This window comes from Algoriphagus halophilus, assembly GCF_900129785.1.
GTDB classification, from domain to species: Bacteria; Bacteroidota; Bacteroidia; order Cytophagales; family Cyclobacteriaceae; genus Algoriphagus; species Algoriphagus halophilus.
On the sequence record NZ_FSRC01000003.1, the window covers coordinates 177,442 to 196,128 of the forward strand.

At 42.6% G+C, this 18,687-nt stretch carries 15 protein-coding genes; 7 read left to right on the top strand and 8 right to left on the bottom strand.

Going from position 1 to position 18,687, the window contains the following annotated elements; translation table 11 throughout:
• The first annotated feature begins 25 nt into the window (after positions 1-25).
• From BUR11_RS21380 to BUR11_RS17575, 3 genes are all read left to right on the top strand, one after another.
• Positions 26-154, top strand: a complete 129-nt coding sequence (locus BUR11_RS21380; RefSeq protein WP_262481256.1) for a hypothetical protein — start codon at positions 26-28, stop codon at positions 152-154.
• Between the two features lie 54 nt (positions 155-208).
• Complete coding sequence (locus tag BUR11_RS17570) at positions 209-1,246, top strand: hypothetical protein (RefSeq protein WP_143186070.1); 1,038 nt, start codon at positions 209-211, stop codon at positions 1,244-1,246.
• Between the two features lie 441 nt (positions 1,247-1,687).
• Entirely contained in the window at positions 1,688-3,400 is a 1,713-nt protein-coding gene (locus BUR11_RS17575; protein ID WP_074226327.1) for a hypothetical protein, read from the top strand.
• A 115-nt stretch (positions 3,401-3,515) separates the two neighbouring features.
• Here BUR11_RS17575 and BUR11_RS17580 read toward each other — a convergent pair whose 3' ends face one another.
• The 5 genes from BUR11_RS17580 to BUR11_RS21215 all read right to left on the bottom strand — a co-directional run bounded on the left by BUR11_RS17580 (position 3,516) and on the right by BUR11_RS21215 (position 9,822).
• Positions 3,516-3,923, bottom strand: coding sequence for a hypothetical protein (locus BUR11_RS17580; protein ID WP_074226328.1), 408 nt, complete (start codon positions 3,921-3,923; stop codon positions 3,516-3,518).
• The gene (locus BUR11_RS17585; RefSeq protein ID WP_074226329.1) at positions 3,920-4,342 is read right to left on the bottom strand and encodes a hypothetical protein; all 423 of its coding nucleotides are present in this window, start codon (positions 4,340-4,342) and stop codon (positions 3,920-3,922) included. The genes BUR11_RS17580 and BUR11_RS17585 overlap by 4 nt, the downstream gene beginning before the upstream one ends.
• Positions 4,343-4,774: 432 nt before the next feature.
• On the bottom strand, positions 4,775-6,286 hold the full coding sequence (locus tag BUR11_RS17590; RefSeq protein WP_074226330.1) for a DUF1501 domain-containing protein: 1,512 nt from the start codon (positions 6,284-6,286) through the stop codon (positions 4,775-4,777).
• A gap of 2 nt (positions 6,287-6,288) precedes the next feature.
• On the bottom strand, positions 6,289-9,495 hold the full coding sequence (locus BUR11_RS17595) for a DUF1553 domain-containing protein (protein ID WP_074226331.1): 3,207 nt from the start codon (positions 9,493-9,495) through the stop codon (positions 6,289-6,291).
• A 171-nt stretch (positions 9,496-9,666) separates the two neighbouring features.
• Positions 9,667-9,822 (bottom strand): hypothetical protein, encoded by a 156-nt coding sequence (locus tag BUR11_RS21215; RefSeq protein WP_159439244.1) that lies wholly within the window; start codon positions 9,820-9,822, stop codon positions 9,667-9,669.
• Between the two features lie 338 nt (positions 9,823-10,160).
• On the opposite strand from BUR11_RS21215, the gene BUR11_RS17600 reads away from it, so the two are divergent.
• Positions 10,161-11,648, top strand: a complete 1,488-nt coding sequence (locus tag BUR11_RS17600) for a DUF1593 domain-containing protein (RefSeq protein ID WP_234982193.1) — start codon at positions 10,161-10,163, stop codon at positions 11,646-11,648.
• 150 nt (positions 11,649-11,798) lie between these two features.
• Positions 11,799-13,193, top strand: a complete 1,395-nt coding sequence (locus tag BUR11_RS17605; protein WP_074226333.1) for a sulfatase family protein — start codon at positions 11,799-11,801, stop codon at positions 13,191-13,193.
• A 23-nt stretch (positions 13,194-13,216) separates the two neighbouring features.
• Here BUR11_RS17605 and BUR11_RS17610 read toward each other — a convergent pair whose 3' ends face one another.
• Entirely contained in the window at positions 13,217-14,533 is a 1,317-nt protein-coding gene (locus BUR11_RS17610; protein ID WP_074226334.1) for a sulfatase-like hydrolase/transferase, read from the bottom strand.
• Between the two features lie 247 nt (positions 14,534-14,780).
• On the opposite strand from BUR11_RS17610, the gene BUR11_RS17615 reads away from it, so the two are divergent.
• Positions 14,781-15,632, top strand: a complete 852-nt coding sequence (locus tag BUR11_RS17615; protein ID WP_074226601.1) for an alpha/beta hydrolase — start codon at positions 14,781-14,783, stop codon at positions 15,630-15,632.
• Between the two features lie 190 nt (positions 15,633-15,822).
• Here the strand turns inward: BUR11_RS17615 and BUR11_RS17620 are convergent, their stop codons facing one another.
• The gene (locus tag BUR11_RS17620; RefSeq protein WP_074226335.1) at positions 15,823-16,383 is read right to left on the bottom strand and encodes a YdeI/OmpD-associated family protein; all 561 of its coding nucleotides are present in this window, start codon (positions 16,381-16,383) and stop codon (positions 15,823-15,825) included.
• 250 nt (positions 16,384-16,633) lie between these two features.
• On the opposite strand from BUR11_RS17620, the gene BUR11_RS17625 reads away from it, so the two are divergent.
• Positions 16,634-17,350: a 3-ketoacyl-ACP reductase gene (locus tag BUR11_RS17625; protein WP_074226336.1), complete on the top strand. Its 717-nt coding sequence runs from the start codon at positions 16,634-16,636 to the stop codon at positions 17,348-17,350.
• Between the two features lie 46 nt (positions 17,351-17,396).
• Here the strand turns inward: BUR11_RS17625 and BUR11_RS17630 are convergent, their stop codons facing one another.
• Positions 17,397-18,686 carry a nucleoside hydrolase-like domain-containing protein gene (locus BUR11_RS17630; protein ID WP_074226337.1) on the bottom strand — a complete coding sequence of 430 codons (1,290 nt, stop codon included), beginning with the start codon at positions 18,684-18,686 and terminating at the stop codon, positions 17,397-17,399.
• Position 18,687: the final 1 nt, after the last annotated feature.

The window sequence follows — 18,687 nt, forward strand, 5'->3', positions numbered from 1 at the left end:
TATTCTTAACAAAATTTTTAAAAATATGAAAAAGCTCCTAGTACCTTTTTTCGCCATATTATTCCTGACATCCTGTGGAATAGATAGCATGACAGATGTGCAGCCCGAACAGGAAATCTCCTCTGCAGACCTTCTCAGTGACGGGGATGCCTAAGATATTTTAAACACACAAATGCGGATAGGACCCGGTCTTGAAATAGCCAAGACAGTGGCAGCCATCTACGACCGGACGGTGAGTTGGGAGCTGAACAAGACCGTGAGCCAGGGCAGTCACACCGGCGCCCCCGGTGACCAGTTTCTCTCCAACTGGACAGTAACGGCCACCAAAATCACTGTCGAGGACAACTTCCAGGTCTCCGGCCTCATCACGGTCACCAACCCGAACGATTTCGATGTGCCTTTCACCCTTTCCGACGTATTGAATGATGGCACTGCAGCCATAATCGTATGCCCCGGGACTAATGACAACACTGGTACGGTGTCTGCCGGTGGCTCCGTCTCCTGCGCCTACTCGGCCTCGCCGTTGGACGCTAGCGCCACGGAGAACTCAGCCACCGTGACCTCGGACGTCGGTGGAAACTCCACGACAGAGGGCTTCACCTGGTCGGTGAACGTCATCGGTGACGACGAGGTCACATTGAGCGATCCAAGGGTTAACTACTCTGAGTTGATCTCCGAGACTACGGTCAAGGTCTTCCCGGAAACCTTCACCTGCCCGGACGACCAGAGCCTGTACGTCGACGGAGTTTACACCGAGAATTATATCAACTCCGCATACCTTGATGGGGCCAACACTGACCTTGAGGCCTCCGCGGAAGTAAGCATCCGCTGCGAGTTGCCGCCGAGCAATGAGTGTGCGCTGACCCAGGGATACTGGAAGACGCACTCCGAGTTCGGTCCTGCCCCTTATGATGATACCTGGGCCCTGTTACCGAGCGGTGCGAGCACAGTGTTCTTCCTCAGTGGTCAGACTTGGTATGAGGCATTCAACACGCCGCCCTCTGGGAATGTTTATTACCAATTCGCTCACCAGTTCATGGCGACTTCGCTGAACATACTTGGCGGTGCTGATCAGTCGGCGGTCTCAGCAGAATACAACACTGCGATTTCGCTGTTCAACACCTACACACCTGCGCAGGTCGCAGCATTACCCAAGAGCAGTCCAATCCGTACCCAGATGCTCGAAATAGCCTTGACGTTCGACAATTATAACAAAGGCATAATCGGCACGGGAAACTGTTACTGATGAAGTATGGAGCTTCGTGATGATAGGTGAAATATGAATTGGGGGGCGCAAAGGCGCACCCAATTTTTGTGGGTATCACAGAAGCGTGTAGGTGCCGTCGGACCAGAAAATCCGGTCTTAGGTCGAGTTCGATTCGATTGGCCAGTAGGCCGATTTTTTCGGAGAAGGAGGAATGATTGAGGTTGATTATTGCTGATAATAGGAATCTTTTTTAAAAAAAAATTAGGTTGTGGTTATTCCTTAATACTATACTGAGTAACACCCAATCCTAAAAACCATTTGACTAAGCCCAGACGGGGGGATCTAACATCACCCAGTGCTAAACCGATCTGACTACACTCAGACAGAGGAAAAAAGAGCAATTTCGACTTTTGATATCCGGCATTTTAATCCATAAGTTTAGGTAAGCAATAACCCAAAACCTTTTCAGCTTTACGATCTATGAAACGAAGAGAATTTGTCAAATATGGTTCGGTAGCTTTTTGTGCCGCTCCGATGTTAACTTCGATGGCTTTTCCCTCCAGCGCGAAAGATGAAAGCAAGCCTGAATGGCTGGAAAGATTAATCAAAGCCAATGACAATCAGCTTGATCGGCAACGTAGATACCGGGTTTCTGATAGTAAAAGTCCGGCTTACGGTGGCTTCCTAGACGGAGCAGAAATCCCCAATGCGCATTCTACGGTAGCATATATCCGTACGGCGGGTTGCGCTCTAGCGAGTTCTGAGAGCAGGTACTATCGTTCCGAAACCATAGCCAAAGAACTTGAAGAAGCAATAAACTACCTCCTGAAAATTCAGCATTCCGATGGTACCATCGACCTACTTTCTACTAATTTTCATTCTACACCTGACACGGGTTTTATAGTCAAATGGCTGGTGCCAGTGTACATAATTGTCTTGAGGGAAGATGGTAATAGATACTCCACTCAGTTGGAACTCCTAAAAACTTTTTTGCAAAGGGCTGGTGAATGCCTGATCGTTGGGGGTATTCATACGCCCAATCACCGCTGGGTAGTATCGGCGGCATTGACAAAGCTGAACGAGGTTTGGCCCAATCCGCGCTACGTAGCTCGAATCGACGAATGGCTGGGCGAGCATATCGACATGGATCCCGATGGACAGTACAACGAGAAAAGTACCCTTATCTATTCACCACTCACTGATCGAGTGCTTATTACCATCGCCAAGGGCGCAAAAAAGCCGGAACTGTACGAGTTTGTGCGTAGAAATCTGATGATGACAACGTACTATATCCATCCCAACGGTGAGATAGCCACTGATGCCTCTGGCAGACAGGATAAGGCCGCAGTTGGTACTATGGAGGGCTATTACTACCCCTACCGTTTTATGGCCTTAAAGGATCAGAATGGCATTTTTTCGGCAATCTGTAAAGAAATCGAGGCTACAGTTCTAGAGAAATCCGTCTCCCAATTATCTTATTTTCTGGAAGATATATCCCTATGGCGGGAATTACCCAAGCCCAATTCTTTGCCGACGAGCTACGCCAAAGCATTTCCGTACTCGGGTCTGGTTCGCATCCGGAGAGGGAACTGGGATGCCACTGTTATTTCCCAAAATCCAACTTTCCTGACTTTTCATTCCGGTAATGCTGTGTTGCAGGGCATTCGCTTTTCAGCTTCCTTTTTTGGAAAAGGACAATTCCAAGGTGGCGAGATCCGGCAGGAAGGCAAGGATTACGTCATGGAACAGAAACTTGCTGGGCCCTATTATCAACCCTACCCCAAAGACTCCATTGACCCAGGTGGCGATTGGGAAAAAATGCCCCAAAGTAATCGAGAACAAAGTGAAATACAGTACCTCACCTCGAGGGCTCGAATTAGGGAAAGCAACGGCGGAGTGGAATGTGACATCGAAATCATGGGTACCGATAACGTTCCGGTTTCGATAGAACTTATTTTCCGAGAAGGAGGGGAATTCAAAAATGTGGTGATTTTAAATGCTGAAAATGACTCCTACCTCCTTAACACAGGCGAAGTAGGAACTTATACGCTAAAAGGCGACACGCTGACCTTTGGGCCTGGACTGGCAGAACACAAAGGTGTCCAACTACGCGGAGCCTTGCCTCGAATGTCCACACCTACGGTGTACCTGACGGGTTTCACGCCTTTTAAGCATACGATTAGGTTTTCGTGAGTGGCTGGTCGGAATTACAAATCTCGGATAATATTAAAAAACTACGCTTAGATAGCGGATCTGACTACACCCAGATAGGGATTGATGGTTTGAATCTTGCTACTCCTATTAATCTTCATAGTGGGATTTTCAAGCTTAAGGAAGGAAAATTAGGCAGAGGATGATCAAGAGGTATAGGTTGATACAGCGTGTGATTTTGAAGTGATAGTTTGGCTGCTAACCTTGCATTTTTGCCAGCACTTAAAAAAAGGGGTATGCTTGTAATTATTGCAATGGAACCCGTCCAGCCTAAAACTGAAAGAAACGTTTGGTTGCTTGAGCCATCATAATAATCATATTTTGTAGGTATAGCTCGTGCCGCTACTATAAACGCTGTACCAGTCCCAAGAAAAATCCAGCCTGCTGTGTATTGATGGTCACTTTTTTCCATTAAACTCACTTGTGGGTTTTCCAGTCTTTCTGATTGAGCTCTGGATTGGAAAATAATTCCAATGAGAAATAATGCTATGGCTATATTTTTCATCGTTTTGAGGAGTTAAGAGGAACAGAAAATTTTAAAGAGGGGTAAATCATCTGAGGGGTGACTTCCGAATTGATAACTCTTGTAGAACTTAATTCCAAACTCAATTTTCCAGCTTTTCGGGCATTTGAAGCGGAACTGACTAAAATTGCTATTCCAATAACAGTAGATGCCGATCCTGCTAAAGCGAGAATACCACCTCCTCCAAAAGCTGGACTATCCCAACTAGTAGCAGTAGTAGCTAACAGTATGCCAAGAGCAGTCGCTCCTACACCTGCTCCCATCATGATTATAGCAGTCTTTTTCTGCCTTTCACTTTGCTGTATGTATTCTTCAATTAAAAACTTGGTGTCCTGGTTTTGAGCGATTAGCTCATAAAAAGCAGAAAAGAGGAGTGCGAAAATTAGAATAAGTTTTTTCATAAATAAGTCTTAATAGTTATACTTTACTATTTCGATTTCTAATACCTTATTAAAGTTCTTGATTATTGGTTTAAGTTGATACTGAAAAAATCCCAATGCGCTATACAATTTTGGCAAATTTTACTAAGCTGATTTTACGCTAGTTGAGGTCGGAGAAAAGTGTGTGAAGTAATTCTTTTGATTCGAAGTTTTTTAATTTGGAATGTAAGAATTCCTGAGTTCAAATTTTAAGAATCTCTTTATGGCGCTCAGGAACTCAGAAATTACAGTTTGGATTTAGCTGGATAATTTGACTGCTAAATGGCATGGCATGAATAGTTGGGCGTAGATTTAAATTACGCTTAGACACATAATGATCTGTTTATAGTTCCAATTATTGTATTCCCTTACATAACCATTACTGGGTATATTCCTTCCAAATCGCTTATTTATTTAGGACAAAATTCCCTTTACTACTTCCCCTTCTACATCTGTCAGTCGGTATCTTCTGCCTAGATGCTTGAAGGTAAGTCGCTCGTGATCGATGCCGAATAGGTGTAGCATGGTGGCTTGTAGGTCGTGTACGCTTACTGGGTCTTTGACCACATTGTAGCCGAAGTCATCGGTCTCCCCATAGCTAAAACCGGGCTTTACGCCAGCTCCTGCCATCCATTTGGTAAAGCATCTGGGATGATGGTCGCGTCCATAATTATCCGGTGAGAGGGTGCCCTGAGAGTACACGGTTCTACCGAATTCTCCACCCCAGACCACCAAGGTGTCTTCGAGCAAGCCTCGCTGTTTGAGGTCTTTGATCAAGGCAGCGGTGGCCTGATCTGTTTTTTGACACTGGTTTCTTATTCCATTCGGAAGGCTGCCATGATGATCCCAGCCCTGATGGTAGAGTTGCACGAATTTCACATCGTTCTCGATCAGCTTTCTGGCCATCAGACAGTTGGCGGCATAGGTGCCCGGATCACGGCTTTCTTCGCCATACATCTCGTAGACCCAGTTCGGTTCCTTGGACATATCAGTCACCTCGGGCACGGAAGTTTGCATGCGGAAAGCCATCTCATACTGTGCAATGCGGGCATTGATCTCCGGATCTCCATAGGTATCGAGCTGCACTTCATTGAGTGATTTGAGGTAGTCGAGCATTTCCCGGCGGTCATTTCCATCATAGTTTTCAGGATTTCCCAGATACAGCACGGGGTCTTTTCCGGAGCGGAACTGAATCCCCTGATGCTGGGAAGGAAGGAAACCATTTCCCCAAAGCTTGGCATAAAGGGGTTGATCCCGCACGGCATCTTTGGAAATCATCACGATAAATGCGGGGAGGTTTTCATTATCCGAACCCAAGCCATAGCTCAGCCAGGAACCCATGGAAGGCCTACCGGGAAGTTGGTGCCCCGTCTGGAAAAAAGTAATGGCAGGATCATGATTGATCTGGCTGGTCTGCAAGCTTTTGATAAAGCAAAGCTCATCGACCACCTCGGCCGTATGTGGCATCAGTTCACTCACCCAAGCCCGGCTTTCTCCGTATTGCTTAAAATTAAAGGCGGAGGAAGTCATGGGAAAGGAACTTTGATCGGCACTCATGCCTGTTAGTCTCTGTCCGTCACGCACCGAATCGGGAAGCTCCTGCCCGTGTAGATCCCGGAGCTTTGGTTTGTAATCGTATAAATCCAGTTGCGAGGGTCCTCCGGCTTGAAAGAGATAAATCACCCGCTTGGCCTTGGGTACAAAATGTGGTAAATGACCCAATCCCATGGAAGGATTTGTTGCTGCTGGAATAGGAGGAGTGTTTTGTCCGAAGATTTTCTCCATTCCCATCAGGGAACCCAAAGCCATGGAGCCTATCCCCAAAGAAGTTTTAGTCAGAAATCTCCTTCTGTCCATCTTCTTTTCTATTTCCTGTAGATCTGCATTGCTCGATCTTAAAGGAGCGTCATGGTGGTGTAGACTCATGGTTATCGTTTGGTTATGGCAGCATCTGAATTGATAATCACCGAGGCGACCACTGCGTTGGCGGCCACCTGGGTTGGATCTAACTTAGTGTTGATTTCATATTCCCCGGCACTCAGCCAGCCTTTCAGTTTTTCTTTGTCTTCGGTGAATTTTTGAAACTCGCTTTCCCGTAATTCCAGCAGTATTTCCAGTTCAGTCGGTAGGGGTTTTCTTCCGGTCAACTTTTGAAAAGTATCCTGAATGGCTTCGGAAATCTTTGAATACCCAGCCATCTGTTCCCCCAAGACTTTTGAAGCCTCCAGGAAAGTAGGGTCGTTAAGCAAAGCAAGCGCTTGCAGGGGCGTGTTTGTTTCCTGTCTTTTGCTGATGGATTCGCTATGATCCGGCGCATCAAACATGGATAGGGTAGGGTTATGCACCGATCGCTTCCAGACAGTATACAAACTTCTGCGATAAAGGTTTTCTCCTTTGTCCTGAACGTAAGTGGCAGAATTTACCCGCCACAATCCTTCTGGCTGGTAGGGGTAGACACTTTTTCCACCGATTTTTGGATTCAGCAATCCCGATGCAAAAAGCGCATTATCACGGATCAATTCGCCGGGCAAACGTACCGAAGGCCCTCTTGCCAGTAAGACATTATCCGGATCTTTCTCCTCCAATTCCTTGCTCATTATTGAGGCTTGACGATAAGTCGCAGAAGTGACAATCAGGCGTTGCATGGCTTTCACATCCCACCCCGATTCCAGAAACTTATTTGCCAGCCAATCCAGCAATTCCGGATGCGAGGGCAGTTGTCCCTGATTCCCAAAATCTGCTGAAGTAGCAACCAAACCCCTTCCGAAGTAATTCTGCCAAAAGCGATTCACTGCCACCCGAGCCGTAAGGGGATTCTCGGGAGAAGTAGTCCATTTCGCCAAACCCAATCTGTTTTTTGGCAAGTTCTCCGGCATAGGAAGGACGCTTTCCGGGGTATTTGGAAAAACCTCCTCCCCGTGATTATTGTATTCTCCTCGGGTCAGGATGTAAGTAGGTCTTGGCTCTTCCATATCCTGCATGATCATCATTTCAGGGATATTTTCTACCGAATCCGCATAAGCTTTTCTGAAAGCAATCAAGGATTTAAGTTTTGCTTGATAGGGAATAGAATGGTTGTTTAGATAGAAGGATTTGAGTTGAGCCTTTTCATCGGAACTCAAATTTTCCGGATTCTTACTAAGTAAAGCTTTGTATTGGTCTCGATTGTAGATCTGTAGAATTTCGGGTTGGGAAAGTTCCTGATCATAAATACTAACCTCATCCGCTATCGCACCTTTAATCCCTTTCCCTCTCCAGACGGCTCCCACTTGCAAACCTGGCTGATTTCCTGCAAGAAGAATATCCTTGTAAAGATTGTCATGGGTGGTGATGGTGGAGAATGGTTTTCCATTCAGATAAACATGCAAACCTTTAGCCTTGGCCGAACCATCATACGTGAGGGTTAGATTGATCCATTCATCTCTGGGGATATCACTTTCGCTGAGCTTGGTAATGGCATTGTAAGGAGCGGAATGCGCCATCAAAACTTCCAGTTTGTTGTCTTTTAGGCTGAGGTGATATCCCCGCCAGTTGTAAAGAACTGCACCCGAACCGCTATGGAAAATGGCTCCAGTGGTTAAGGATTTTGGAATATTGACCCAGATGCTGACTGAAAAAGGTTCGGATTTTGAAAATGCGCCGGGACCTCCGAGTTCAAGCCACATATCCCCATTCAGTTTGATGCCTTTCCCTCGGACTCCATCTACATAGTTGGGAGGTTGGTTTTTTACCTCACTGCTCTCCATGGATCCTTTCTGGGCTGGGTTAAGTTTATTTTGGATCGATGATTCAAAGGAATAATAAGCGATTTGACTGGCTGGGAATTCCCGTGTTGCATCTTTTTGATAAGCTTTTGAATTCAACCAATTTGTAAAAGCTTTTTCTTCAGCTTCAATCACCTCTTCAAGTGATTCCTCTTCTTTCTTTTGCAGGGATTGCAGATAATCCAGCATCTGATCTTTTTTGTCATCAGTCAGCAGCATGGTGGGAACAGGCATCGCATCGTCCCATGATATTTGGCCTGCTTCATCCACTTTGTTGAAAAAACTGCTGAGTTCGTAGAAGTTTTTCTGGGTGATGGGATCGTATTTATGATCATGACATCTGGCGCAACCAACCGTCAAAGCTAAAAATGCCTGTGCCATGGTACTTGTTCGATCCACTACATATTCCACACGAAATTCTTCCTCGACTATTCCTCCCTCCATGTTTTGGGGATGAATGCGATTGAAAGCCGTAGCAATAAGTTGATCCTTGGTAGGATTGGGAAGCAGGTCGCCTGCGAGTTGATCGGTAATGAATTGATCGTAGGGTAGGTTGGAATTAAAGGCATTGATCACCCAATCCCGGTAAGGGGAAGCATCTCGATAGCGATCCACCGTATAGCCATGCGTATCTGCAAATCGGGCGATATCCATCCAATGGAAGGCCATTTTCTCCCCGTAATGATCGGATTCAAGGAGTCGTTCTACCTGCTTTTGATAGGCATTTTCAGAATTGTCAGCGAGAAAGGTTTCGATTTCAGATTTGCTGGGAGGCAACCCGATTAGATCCAGACTTAATCTTCTTAATAAAGTTTCTTTATCCGCCTCTGGAGAAGGAGTAATTCCTTCTTCTTCAAGTTTGTAAAGGACAAATTGGTCGATAGGGTTTTTGACCCAGTTTTCATTTTTTACACTCGGTGGACTATGTTTCTCGGGCTTGATAAATGCCCAATGTTCTTTATACACTGCGCCATCTTCGATCCACTTAATCAGGATTGCTTTTTCCTTTGCGGACAAAGTTAGATTGGATTCCAGCGATGGCATTTTAAACTCATCATCCTCAGAAATAATCCGGTGAAATAGTTCGCTCTTTCGAAGATTCCCAGGCGTAATGGCTTTTTTGCCAGGGGAATTGGGCAAGTCAACGAAAGCCATTTCTGGGGTATGAAGACTTAAACCTGCTTTTTGTGCGGCAAGGTCTGGGCCATGGCAAGCAAAGCACTTGTCCGATAAGATGGGTTTGACATGAATATTGAAATCCAAGGTTTCCGGCAATTCATCAAAGGCTACTTGCACTTCTTCCGGAAGATCAGGAGTGCAGGAATAAAAAAGTATTAGGGTTAAAAAAAGACTTAGAATCTTCAGGTTCATTGTGAATTTTATCTATCTATTAAACTACTGGAAATTGGGGATTATCGGAAATGGTTTTGTAAGAAGTTGGGAAGTGAGAGGTTTGGAGGGTGGAAGTAGGGAGGTTGGAGGTTTTCGTACTTCGTCGATCGTCCTTCGTATTTCAAACTTATTGTTCTTGGAAGGGAGGTGTTAAAAAGTTGGAAATGTTGTCGTGCTTGTGGGTTGTTGGTTGTCGGTTCCTTCTTCGTTGTCCTGCTTCTCCAGAAGCCGGACTTTATCAGTTTTTGGAGACACTTGGAAAGTTTTGGGTTGTGAGTTTTTGGTTTTACCGTCATTGCGAGCCATTGCAGAGGTTTAGGGAAGGAAGGCGTGGCAATCTCGTTTTATTAAGTTGAAAATGTTGTGAGTTGTGTGTTGTCGGTTCTCGTACTTCGTCGCTCGTACTTCGTATTTCAAACTTATTGTTTTCTGAAACCTATATAAGTGAGTTATAAATGTTGTGGGTTGTCGGTTGTGGGTTTTCGTACCTCGTAACTCGCCAATTATATTTCTTCAATCGTACTTCTTATTTCCTCGATCGTATTTCGTATTTATCCCCGGGTTTTATAATTTGATCCTTCTTAAGCCCCAAGCCCATGAACTTCTTGCGAAAACACTCTTTAGTATTCTCAGCTCTTTTTTTGATGTTAATTTCCTGTGACCCTAAGCCAGAGATCGCGGAGGAATCTACTCCGACAACGGAAAAGCCTCGAACGATTGTCACTACAGATGGAGAGATTGACGACGTGGATTCATTTATCCGTATGCTTTTATACGCAAATGAATTTCAAATTGAAGGGTTGATTTATAGCAGTTCCATGTGGCATTATAAAGGCGATGGGAAAGGCACCTTGTTCACATCGGAAATGGAGATGACCAAAAATATATATGGAGCAAAAACGGATCTCCGGTGGCCAGGAGTGGAGTGGATGAACCCCTTGTTGGATGCTTATGAGGAGGTGTACCCAAAATTGAGTCAGCATGCAGCCGGTTTTCCTACAGCTGATTATTTGAGGAGCTTGGTCAAAGTGGGGAATATTGATTTTGAAGGGGAAATGGAAAAGGATACTGAGGGGTCGGATTTTGTTAAAGCAAAATTATTGGATGATGAGATGGCCCCCATCTACCTACAGGTTTGGGGTGGTACAAATACCATTGCCCGAGCTTTGAAGTCCATAGAAGATGAATATAAAGGCACTCCGGAATGGGATGCCGTTTACCAAAAAGTAATCGATAAGGCCATTATCTATGCAATTCTGGATCAGGATGCTACCTATAGAAAATACATTGCTCCCAATTGGCCAGATCTGAAGATTTTCTACAATGCCAGTCAGTTTTGGTGTTTTGCTTATGATTGGAAGAGGGCGGTTCCTGAATCCCAGCATTATCTTTTTGAAGGGGAATTTATGGGTAAAGAAATCATCAACAACCATGGTCCTTTATTGAAGCAATATTACAGCTATGGAGATGGGCAAAAGCAGGAAGGAGATGATGAACATATCCATGGAGATCCTACCAAGTTGGAAAATGCACAATGGGGTACGTTTGGGGTGTATGACTTTATTTCTGAAGGGGATTCACCGGCCTATTTGCATTTGATTAATGTGGGACTGAATAACCTTAATCATCCCGAATGGGGTGGCTGGGGAGGAAGATTGGTACAGTCTGATTCGTTACCCAACCGATGGGAAGATGGACAAAATGTATTGGATTACAATCCATTTACAGAGAAGCTAGATGCCACCTATCCTCAGATCCGATGGGTAGAAGCAATTCAAAAGGATTTTGCTGCCAGAGCAGATTGGTGTGTGATGGATTATTCAGAGGCCAACCATTCACCTGTCGTCAAAGCTGTTGGACCCAATCAGGTAAAAGCCAACCCTGGAGAAAGTTTGACTCTGGAAATTGAAACTTCTGATCCGGATGGAGACGAATTGGAAGTTAAGTTCTGGATCTATCAGGAAGTGGGTACCTATCAGGGAGAAGCGATTCTTAAAGGGGAGGGAAATCAAGTGATCATTTCTTTAGATGATACTTCTCTCGGCCAACTTCATGTCATTGCCGAGGTAACAGATAATGCCGAACACCCTATGACTCGGTATCAGAGATTCGTAGTAGAGGTGGGAGAGTAGGAAGAGGGGAAGTTAGAAGGTTGTAGCAAGGGAGTCTGAATGTTGGGAGGTATGAGGGATTAAACTTTTGGAAGAGGTATTGGTTTATTCCTTGTCGGATACGGATTGAGCAGGATAGGCTTTTTCATTTCTTTAATTTATTTTAATGCTATGGGACAATCACGACTTTTTTTCGGAACAATCTTTTGTTTATGTTTTTTCTTCCACAATACCTCTTTTGCACAAGAGGAGAAGCCAAATATAATTTTCATTCTTACAGATGATCAGCGCTGGGATGCATTAGGGTTTTCAGGCAATGGGATTATCCAGACACCTGAAATGGATCGATTAGCAGGGGAGGGTATTTACTTTCAAAATGCATTTGTTACCACTCCTATTTGTGCAGCTAGTAGAGCCAGTGTATTGACAGGGTTATATGAACGCACGCACGGGTATACCTTTGGGCAAACCCTTCAAGAAGCCTATGCGGAAAACTCCTATCCTTCTATCTTGAGAAAAAATGGGTATCAAACAGGATTTTTTGGAAAATTTGGAGTCAATTATTCTCAGTTAGATCAATTATTTGATGTTTCAGATAGCTATGATAGAAACGGGAAGTTTGACGATCGACGTGGGTATTTTTATAAAACCATCAATGAAGATACCGTACATTTGACCAAGTATACCTCCCATCAAGCCCAGGAGTTTATTAAGAATTCATCCAAGGAAAAGCCTTTTATGCTCTCCTTGAGTTTCAGTGCTCCTCATGCCCATGATCCTGCGAAGGACCAATATTTCTGGTCAGATGATGTAGATGAATTATACGAGAAACAGAAGTTTCCTAAAGCCCAAATCAGTAGTAAAAAATATTTTGAAGAACAGCCAGAATATGTGAAAACTGGCGAAAATCGTACTCGTTGGTATTGGAGGTATGATACTCCGGAAAAATATCAACATAGTATGAAAGGCTACTACAGAATGATTTCTGAAGTGGATCTAGAAATTGGGAAAATCAGGAAAGTGTTGGAGGACAAGGGAATTGCGGATAATACCATCATCATCTTGATGGGTGATAATGGGTATTTTCAAGGGGAACGACAACTCGCAGGAAAATGGCTGATGTATGATAATTCCATCCGGGTTCCAATGATTATTTATGATCCTAGAAACCCTGGGCATAGAACTGTTCCTGATATGACTTTAAACATTGACATTGCGCCTACAATTCTAGGTTTTGCCGAAACGGATATTCCTGAAGCGTGGCAAGGGAAAAATCTTTCCGGCTATGTGCATGGGGAAAATCCTGCCGAAGACCGCAAAGAATTTGTAGTCGAGCACCTCTGGAAAGTGAAAATTATTGCGGCTAGTGAAGGGATCCGAACCAAAAATTGGAAATATTTTAGGTATCAGGATGATATGGAGCATGAAGAGCTATATGATTTGGAAAAAGATCCCATGGAGAAAAACAACCTAGCTCAAAAGTCTAAATTTCAGGAAGTGCTATTAGAGTTGAGAGGAGTATTGCAACGACAAATAGATTTATTGGAAGAAGCTCAAGTGAAATAAATTTAGAATTGCCTGAAAAGTGATTATCTCAATCCCTCGTATTTCTTTAAAGCGGATTGCAGGATCTTATAGGATTCTTTCCCTTTCCGGTCTAGCTCTTCATAAGAGATAGGGTTTTTTTCCAACCAGTCTTCTTGAATATTGTAAAATTCACCTGTGCGATACAGCTTAAATTCTTTGTCCCAAGCAAATTCTTTTAAACTCTCTAGATCTCCATTTCGAGTATACCAACTATACACCCAATTTCGTGAATTTCCTTTTTTACCTAATAATTGTGGTAGGAAACTGATGCCATCTAATGGAAGGTTTTTTGGAGTTTTGACTCCGGCTACTTCCATCAATGTAGGTAGGAAATCACTAAAGTCGATTAAGTCATCACTTAGGGTTCCCGGTTTGATATGATTGTCCCATTTGACAACTAAAGGGACATGAATCCCATTTTCAGTGGTGTATTTTTTACCGCCAGGATATTCTTTCCATCTATACATGGAAACAACAGGCTCATCGGTTCCATTGTCACCCGTGAAAATGATAATAGTGTCTTCACCCAATCCCAATTCATCTACTTTGGCAATGATTTTACCTACGATTTTATCCATATAGGCAACCATGTCTCCAAAATATTGAGGATCGCCTTTATAAGTTGGAGAGCCGGGACTAGCCGGATCCCAATCTTTGGAATCTGGTGTTGGCACAAAAGGACAATGGGTGATGATCATGGGGTAATAGGCAAAAAATGGCTGATCCTGATTCTTTTCGATAAAGTCAATCAGGAAGTCACTTGTAATGTCAGTGGAAAATTGACCTCCGGTAAAGTGTTTGGGGACTCCATTGATTTCCAACACTGGATTAGCGTACCGGGTGTCAAATCCGTCTTTGTTGGTTGCTCCCAGCATATGCTGCCATAAACACGATTCATCAAAGCCAAAATGTTGAGGAGAATCCTGCTCTTTCCCTAATTGCCATTTTCCTGCGATGGCAGTTTTATATCCTGCTTCTTTCAGCAAATTGGCAAAAGTGGTCTGATTGCGGTCTAGTTGACCAAAAACAGTATAGTTTCTGATATTGTACTGTCCAGTCATGAGCTGAACTCTTGATGGGGTGCAAAGGGGCTGGGCAAAGGCATATTCGAATTTTGCTCCCTGGGCTGCCATGGCATCGATAAAGGGAGTGGAGTAGGAAGTTCCTCCATAAGAATTGATGATTTCTACACCAAGGTCATCGGCCATGATTAGGATGATATTTGGTTGCCTTTTCTGAGCTAGAATGCCTTGATTAAAAGTAAAAATTCCAAGTATCAATATACAAAGTCTGATAGGTTGGATTTTACAATTAATCATCTGGGTTGGGTTATTTAGAAATTATATTCAAATCTAGAAGATTATTTGAAATGCATTCTCAAATCCAGTTATTGCTTCTTTTGAGAGACTAATTTATTTGCTTGGAAATCTTTTTTTAACAAAAAATAGCAGAGGGTAATATTCAAGGATTTTTCATCGAAACAATTACCTCTTGATGAAAAATCTATTATATCGTTTTGTTACAATAAATGTTTTACCTTATTTTTTGCCTAAATCCCCACTTGATATGAAGCATTCTTTCTTATTCCTTTTTCTTTTCGCATTTCTTTTTGTTAATGCTTATAGCAAAACAGATACAGTACAAATAGCAAGTTCTAAAACAAATATTGTATACCAGGCTGTGGTGGTTACCCCAGCAAGTTATGAACAAGGAAATGAGCTTTTTCCGACGGTTTATTTATTACATGGAGGCTATGGGAAATTTTCTGACTGGACAAAACAGATTTCCGATAAGTCTTTAATTCAAAGAATGTCGGACCAATATGGTTTTATCATAGTGATGCCAGAAGGAAAGGAATTTAGCTATTATCTGGATAGCCCAGTGGATTCTACTAGTCAATTTGAAAGTTATATTTCAAAGGATGTTATAGGCTACATAGATTCAAATTTCAGAACTATTCCAAAAAAAGAAGGAAGAGCGATTACTGGTTTATCGATGGGGGGATTTGGCTCATTATACATTTCGGCTAGTCATCCAGAATTGTTTATAGCTGCTGGAAGTATGAGTGGAGCAGTCAATCCTGATATGAAAGAATGGAAGCTTCCCCAAGAAGTTGCCAAAAATATTGAAGATGCTTTTGCTGGTATTCTGGGAAGTAAAGAGGAATTCCCTAAGCGCTACCAAGAGGTCAGCATCATCCATAAAATAAGGGAATATCAAAAGCATCATATCCGATTAATGATTGAATGTGGGGTGGATGATTTTTTAATTGAAGCAAACAGGGAATTACATAGGAGATTAGATTTCGAAGGAATCTCCCATGATTACAGTGAAAGGGATGGGGGACATTCTTGGAAATATTGGGAAAACGCACTTCCTTATCATATGCTATTCTTTGCAAATATTCTTCAGAAATAAACCAAGGTTTCAAACCTCCCGACTCGATTGTCAAAAAAAGTACCGGTATGGAGAATAGCGGATAAATAATAATTCATATCCCAGAAAAGTCTTTTTTTTGATGATTCACCTTGATCAGGATTAAATCAGGTCGAATACAGCATATGTTCTAGGTTGAAATGTTTAATTCATATCTAAGTTCGTGTACTGTCTACCTGTATTTGTCACTTAAGCCTTTGCCTTCCAAAATCATAGGGATGATCTTTTCAAGACGATTCATTTTTGTGGCTTCTCTTTTTGCTCCAACGATGTATTCTATATGTTCTTTTTGCTTATAGGGAGTTAGTTCTAAGAAGGCACTTTTTAAATCTGGGTTCTCTTCTAATTTCTGCATTAGGAGTAATGGAATCTCTGGATTAGTTCTTTTTTCAGGCTTCCAGGACTTTCCCTCTTTTTCATTTTGAATTGCCTCCTGAAGGTATTCCAGAATTTTAGGTTCATCAATTTCTTCTATGGATTCAAACCGCCATTGACGCATGGCTTTCGTTTTCCCCTCCTGGGCATTGATCAATACCTGATAGGGATCTGAAAGAAAAACACCATTGTAAAACCAAAGTCCAAAGTGAGTTTTAAAGCCAGTATAACCAACTACATTTTTATCATTGATGGTAAATACGGGCATACCCCATTTGGTAGTTTCTACCAATTCGGTTTTAGAAATTATTTGACTGAGTAAGCTTAAAGCTTCTTTCCATTGATTGTTTTTAGGCATATGGAAATCCGTTAAGACACTAATTTAAAAAATACCCTTACTGATTACAAAGAATAAGTAAGGGGTATGTTTAGAGCTTAGGATTGATTAAAAGCCTATCCCGAAGTAAGCTATGTCCTAGTACTAGCCACAGTTTACCTAAATGGATTTTTAGGGCCTTTAAAAAAAAACTTAACTATGGAAACTGACTTTGGAAACTTGGGGTTTAAAGATCTATTATGAATTTTCTTTTTGTATAAATTTTAGAATTATGATTTCATTAAAAAATAAAACAGCCATCATTACCGGTGGAAGCCGTGGACTTGGTAAAGCCATGGCCTTGCTTATGGCTCAGGAAGGTGTGAATATTGGAATTACAGGCAGAAATGAGGAAAAATTAAAAGCTGTGGCTGATGAGTTGAAGGGGTTAGGTGTAAAAGTTGCTTTTGCTGCTTTTGATGTTTCCAGTGAAACTGAAGTAAAGAAAGGAATCGATGCCTTGGTAACTGAGCTAGGTGGAGTGGATATTTTAATTAACAATGCTGGGATTGGAAAAATTGGAACTTTGGAAGAAATGTCCTCAGAGGATTGGCAGCAGGTGATCCAAACAAATTTGTTTGGGGTTTATTTTACAGCGATGGCCGTATATCCATACCTGAAAGAAAAAGGGGAGGGTGATATTATCAATGTTGCCTCTACTGCCGGACTGAAGGGCGGAGCACATATGTCTGCTTATGCTGCTTCAAAAGCGGCAGTGATTTCACTTTCTCAATCCATGATGGCCGAGTGGAGAAAACAAAATATTCGAGTTATAACCTTGACTCCTAGTACCATTGCTTCGGATATGAGTATTCAAGCTGGTTTGACCGATGGCAATCCGGATAAAGTACTTCAGCCGGAAGATTTTGCAGAATGGGTAAGAGATATTCTGAAAATGAACCGTCGTGCTTTAATTGCCAATGGTTCGATTTTTTCTACCAATCCTTGATTGAATAGGTAGCAGGTGCAATTCATCTAGAATTGCGCTTGCTATTTTATTTCAACCAACTCCACCGTTCCGCCCAATCGGAAAGCACCTCATTTCTCCATTTAAAAATTGTCTTTCCACCTTGCAATCTTCCATCAAAATCGCTGGGTTTAGTAGAGTCTGAAAACCAATTTTCTCCCAAAAGATAATCTTGGGGATTAGGTTTTCCTGGCCAAAGATTGGTAACTACAAGTTGTCCTTCTCCAGTTGGGAATCCTTGAATTTCTGAAGTGAATTTAAATTTCAATACCTCTGCTTGTTTGGGAGCATACCGAAGGCTATATAAGCCCTCACCTAAATAGTATCCTGGCCAGATTTGCTTGCTATCTCCATAGGGGACTTCCATTTGGAACACAGATGAATCTGCTGGAACATTGATTTTTGGTCCTTGGAAGCGATATTCCACAACTGTGCAAAAAGCTACAGTATCGGAAAGGGAAGTGTTTCTATCAACAACTACACGGGCGCTTCTTTTGATTTTTTCAAAATTTCCACCCCAGCTTTCTCCTGTTGGATCATTTGGGTTTCCATTCATTAGATAAAGGAGAGAAGGAGTGTCTCCCATTTTAATTTCTCCCTTGTAATAGTCTTTAAAATCTTTTCCCAAATGTCCTGCTCCCTGAATACTCTTTTGGTAGTAGTCAGTGGTTTTGACGACATCGGGTGTCTGGTTGTTAGAGAAAAAGCCATAGTAACTGGAATTGACTTCAATCATCCAGAGGTCAGGGAAATTGGCAGCGATATAGGCATAGCTATTGGCAGACCATTTCTTATTAGGTCCTCCAATCCAATACACTCGGATGTTTTTTTGAATTTCAGGCGCATCATGAAGTGCTTGCGCCAAATCATCCAACCCTCCCCAAACCAAGACCCAAAGAGGTCGGGTGTCTTTTTTTCTTGCTGCTTTTATTATCCAATTCGAACCCTCAGTGGAGGTAGAGTATCCTTTAAAAGGAGCTCCACCCTTCCTTCCTTGCTTGGTAATAGATCTTAAGAATGATGGTTCAGCAAACCCATCTTTATGTTTTTTTAAACGAGGTAAGTCTCGTTCATAAAGATTGATCATCCTAAAAATCTCCGCAGTACTTCCACTTCCATATGAAGGGGAGGATACTAATCCTTCCAAATCAAAAAGATCGTTGTACATCAGAAGATGTGACATACTCTGATTGTCATCTGGATCGGTGCCACCAATGTCGGTACTGATTAATACACGTGGTTTTGTAATAGAAGTGGTTTGTCCAAAGAGCTGAACAGAAAACAGGTAAATAATAGAAAAAAGGCTTATACGGATCATC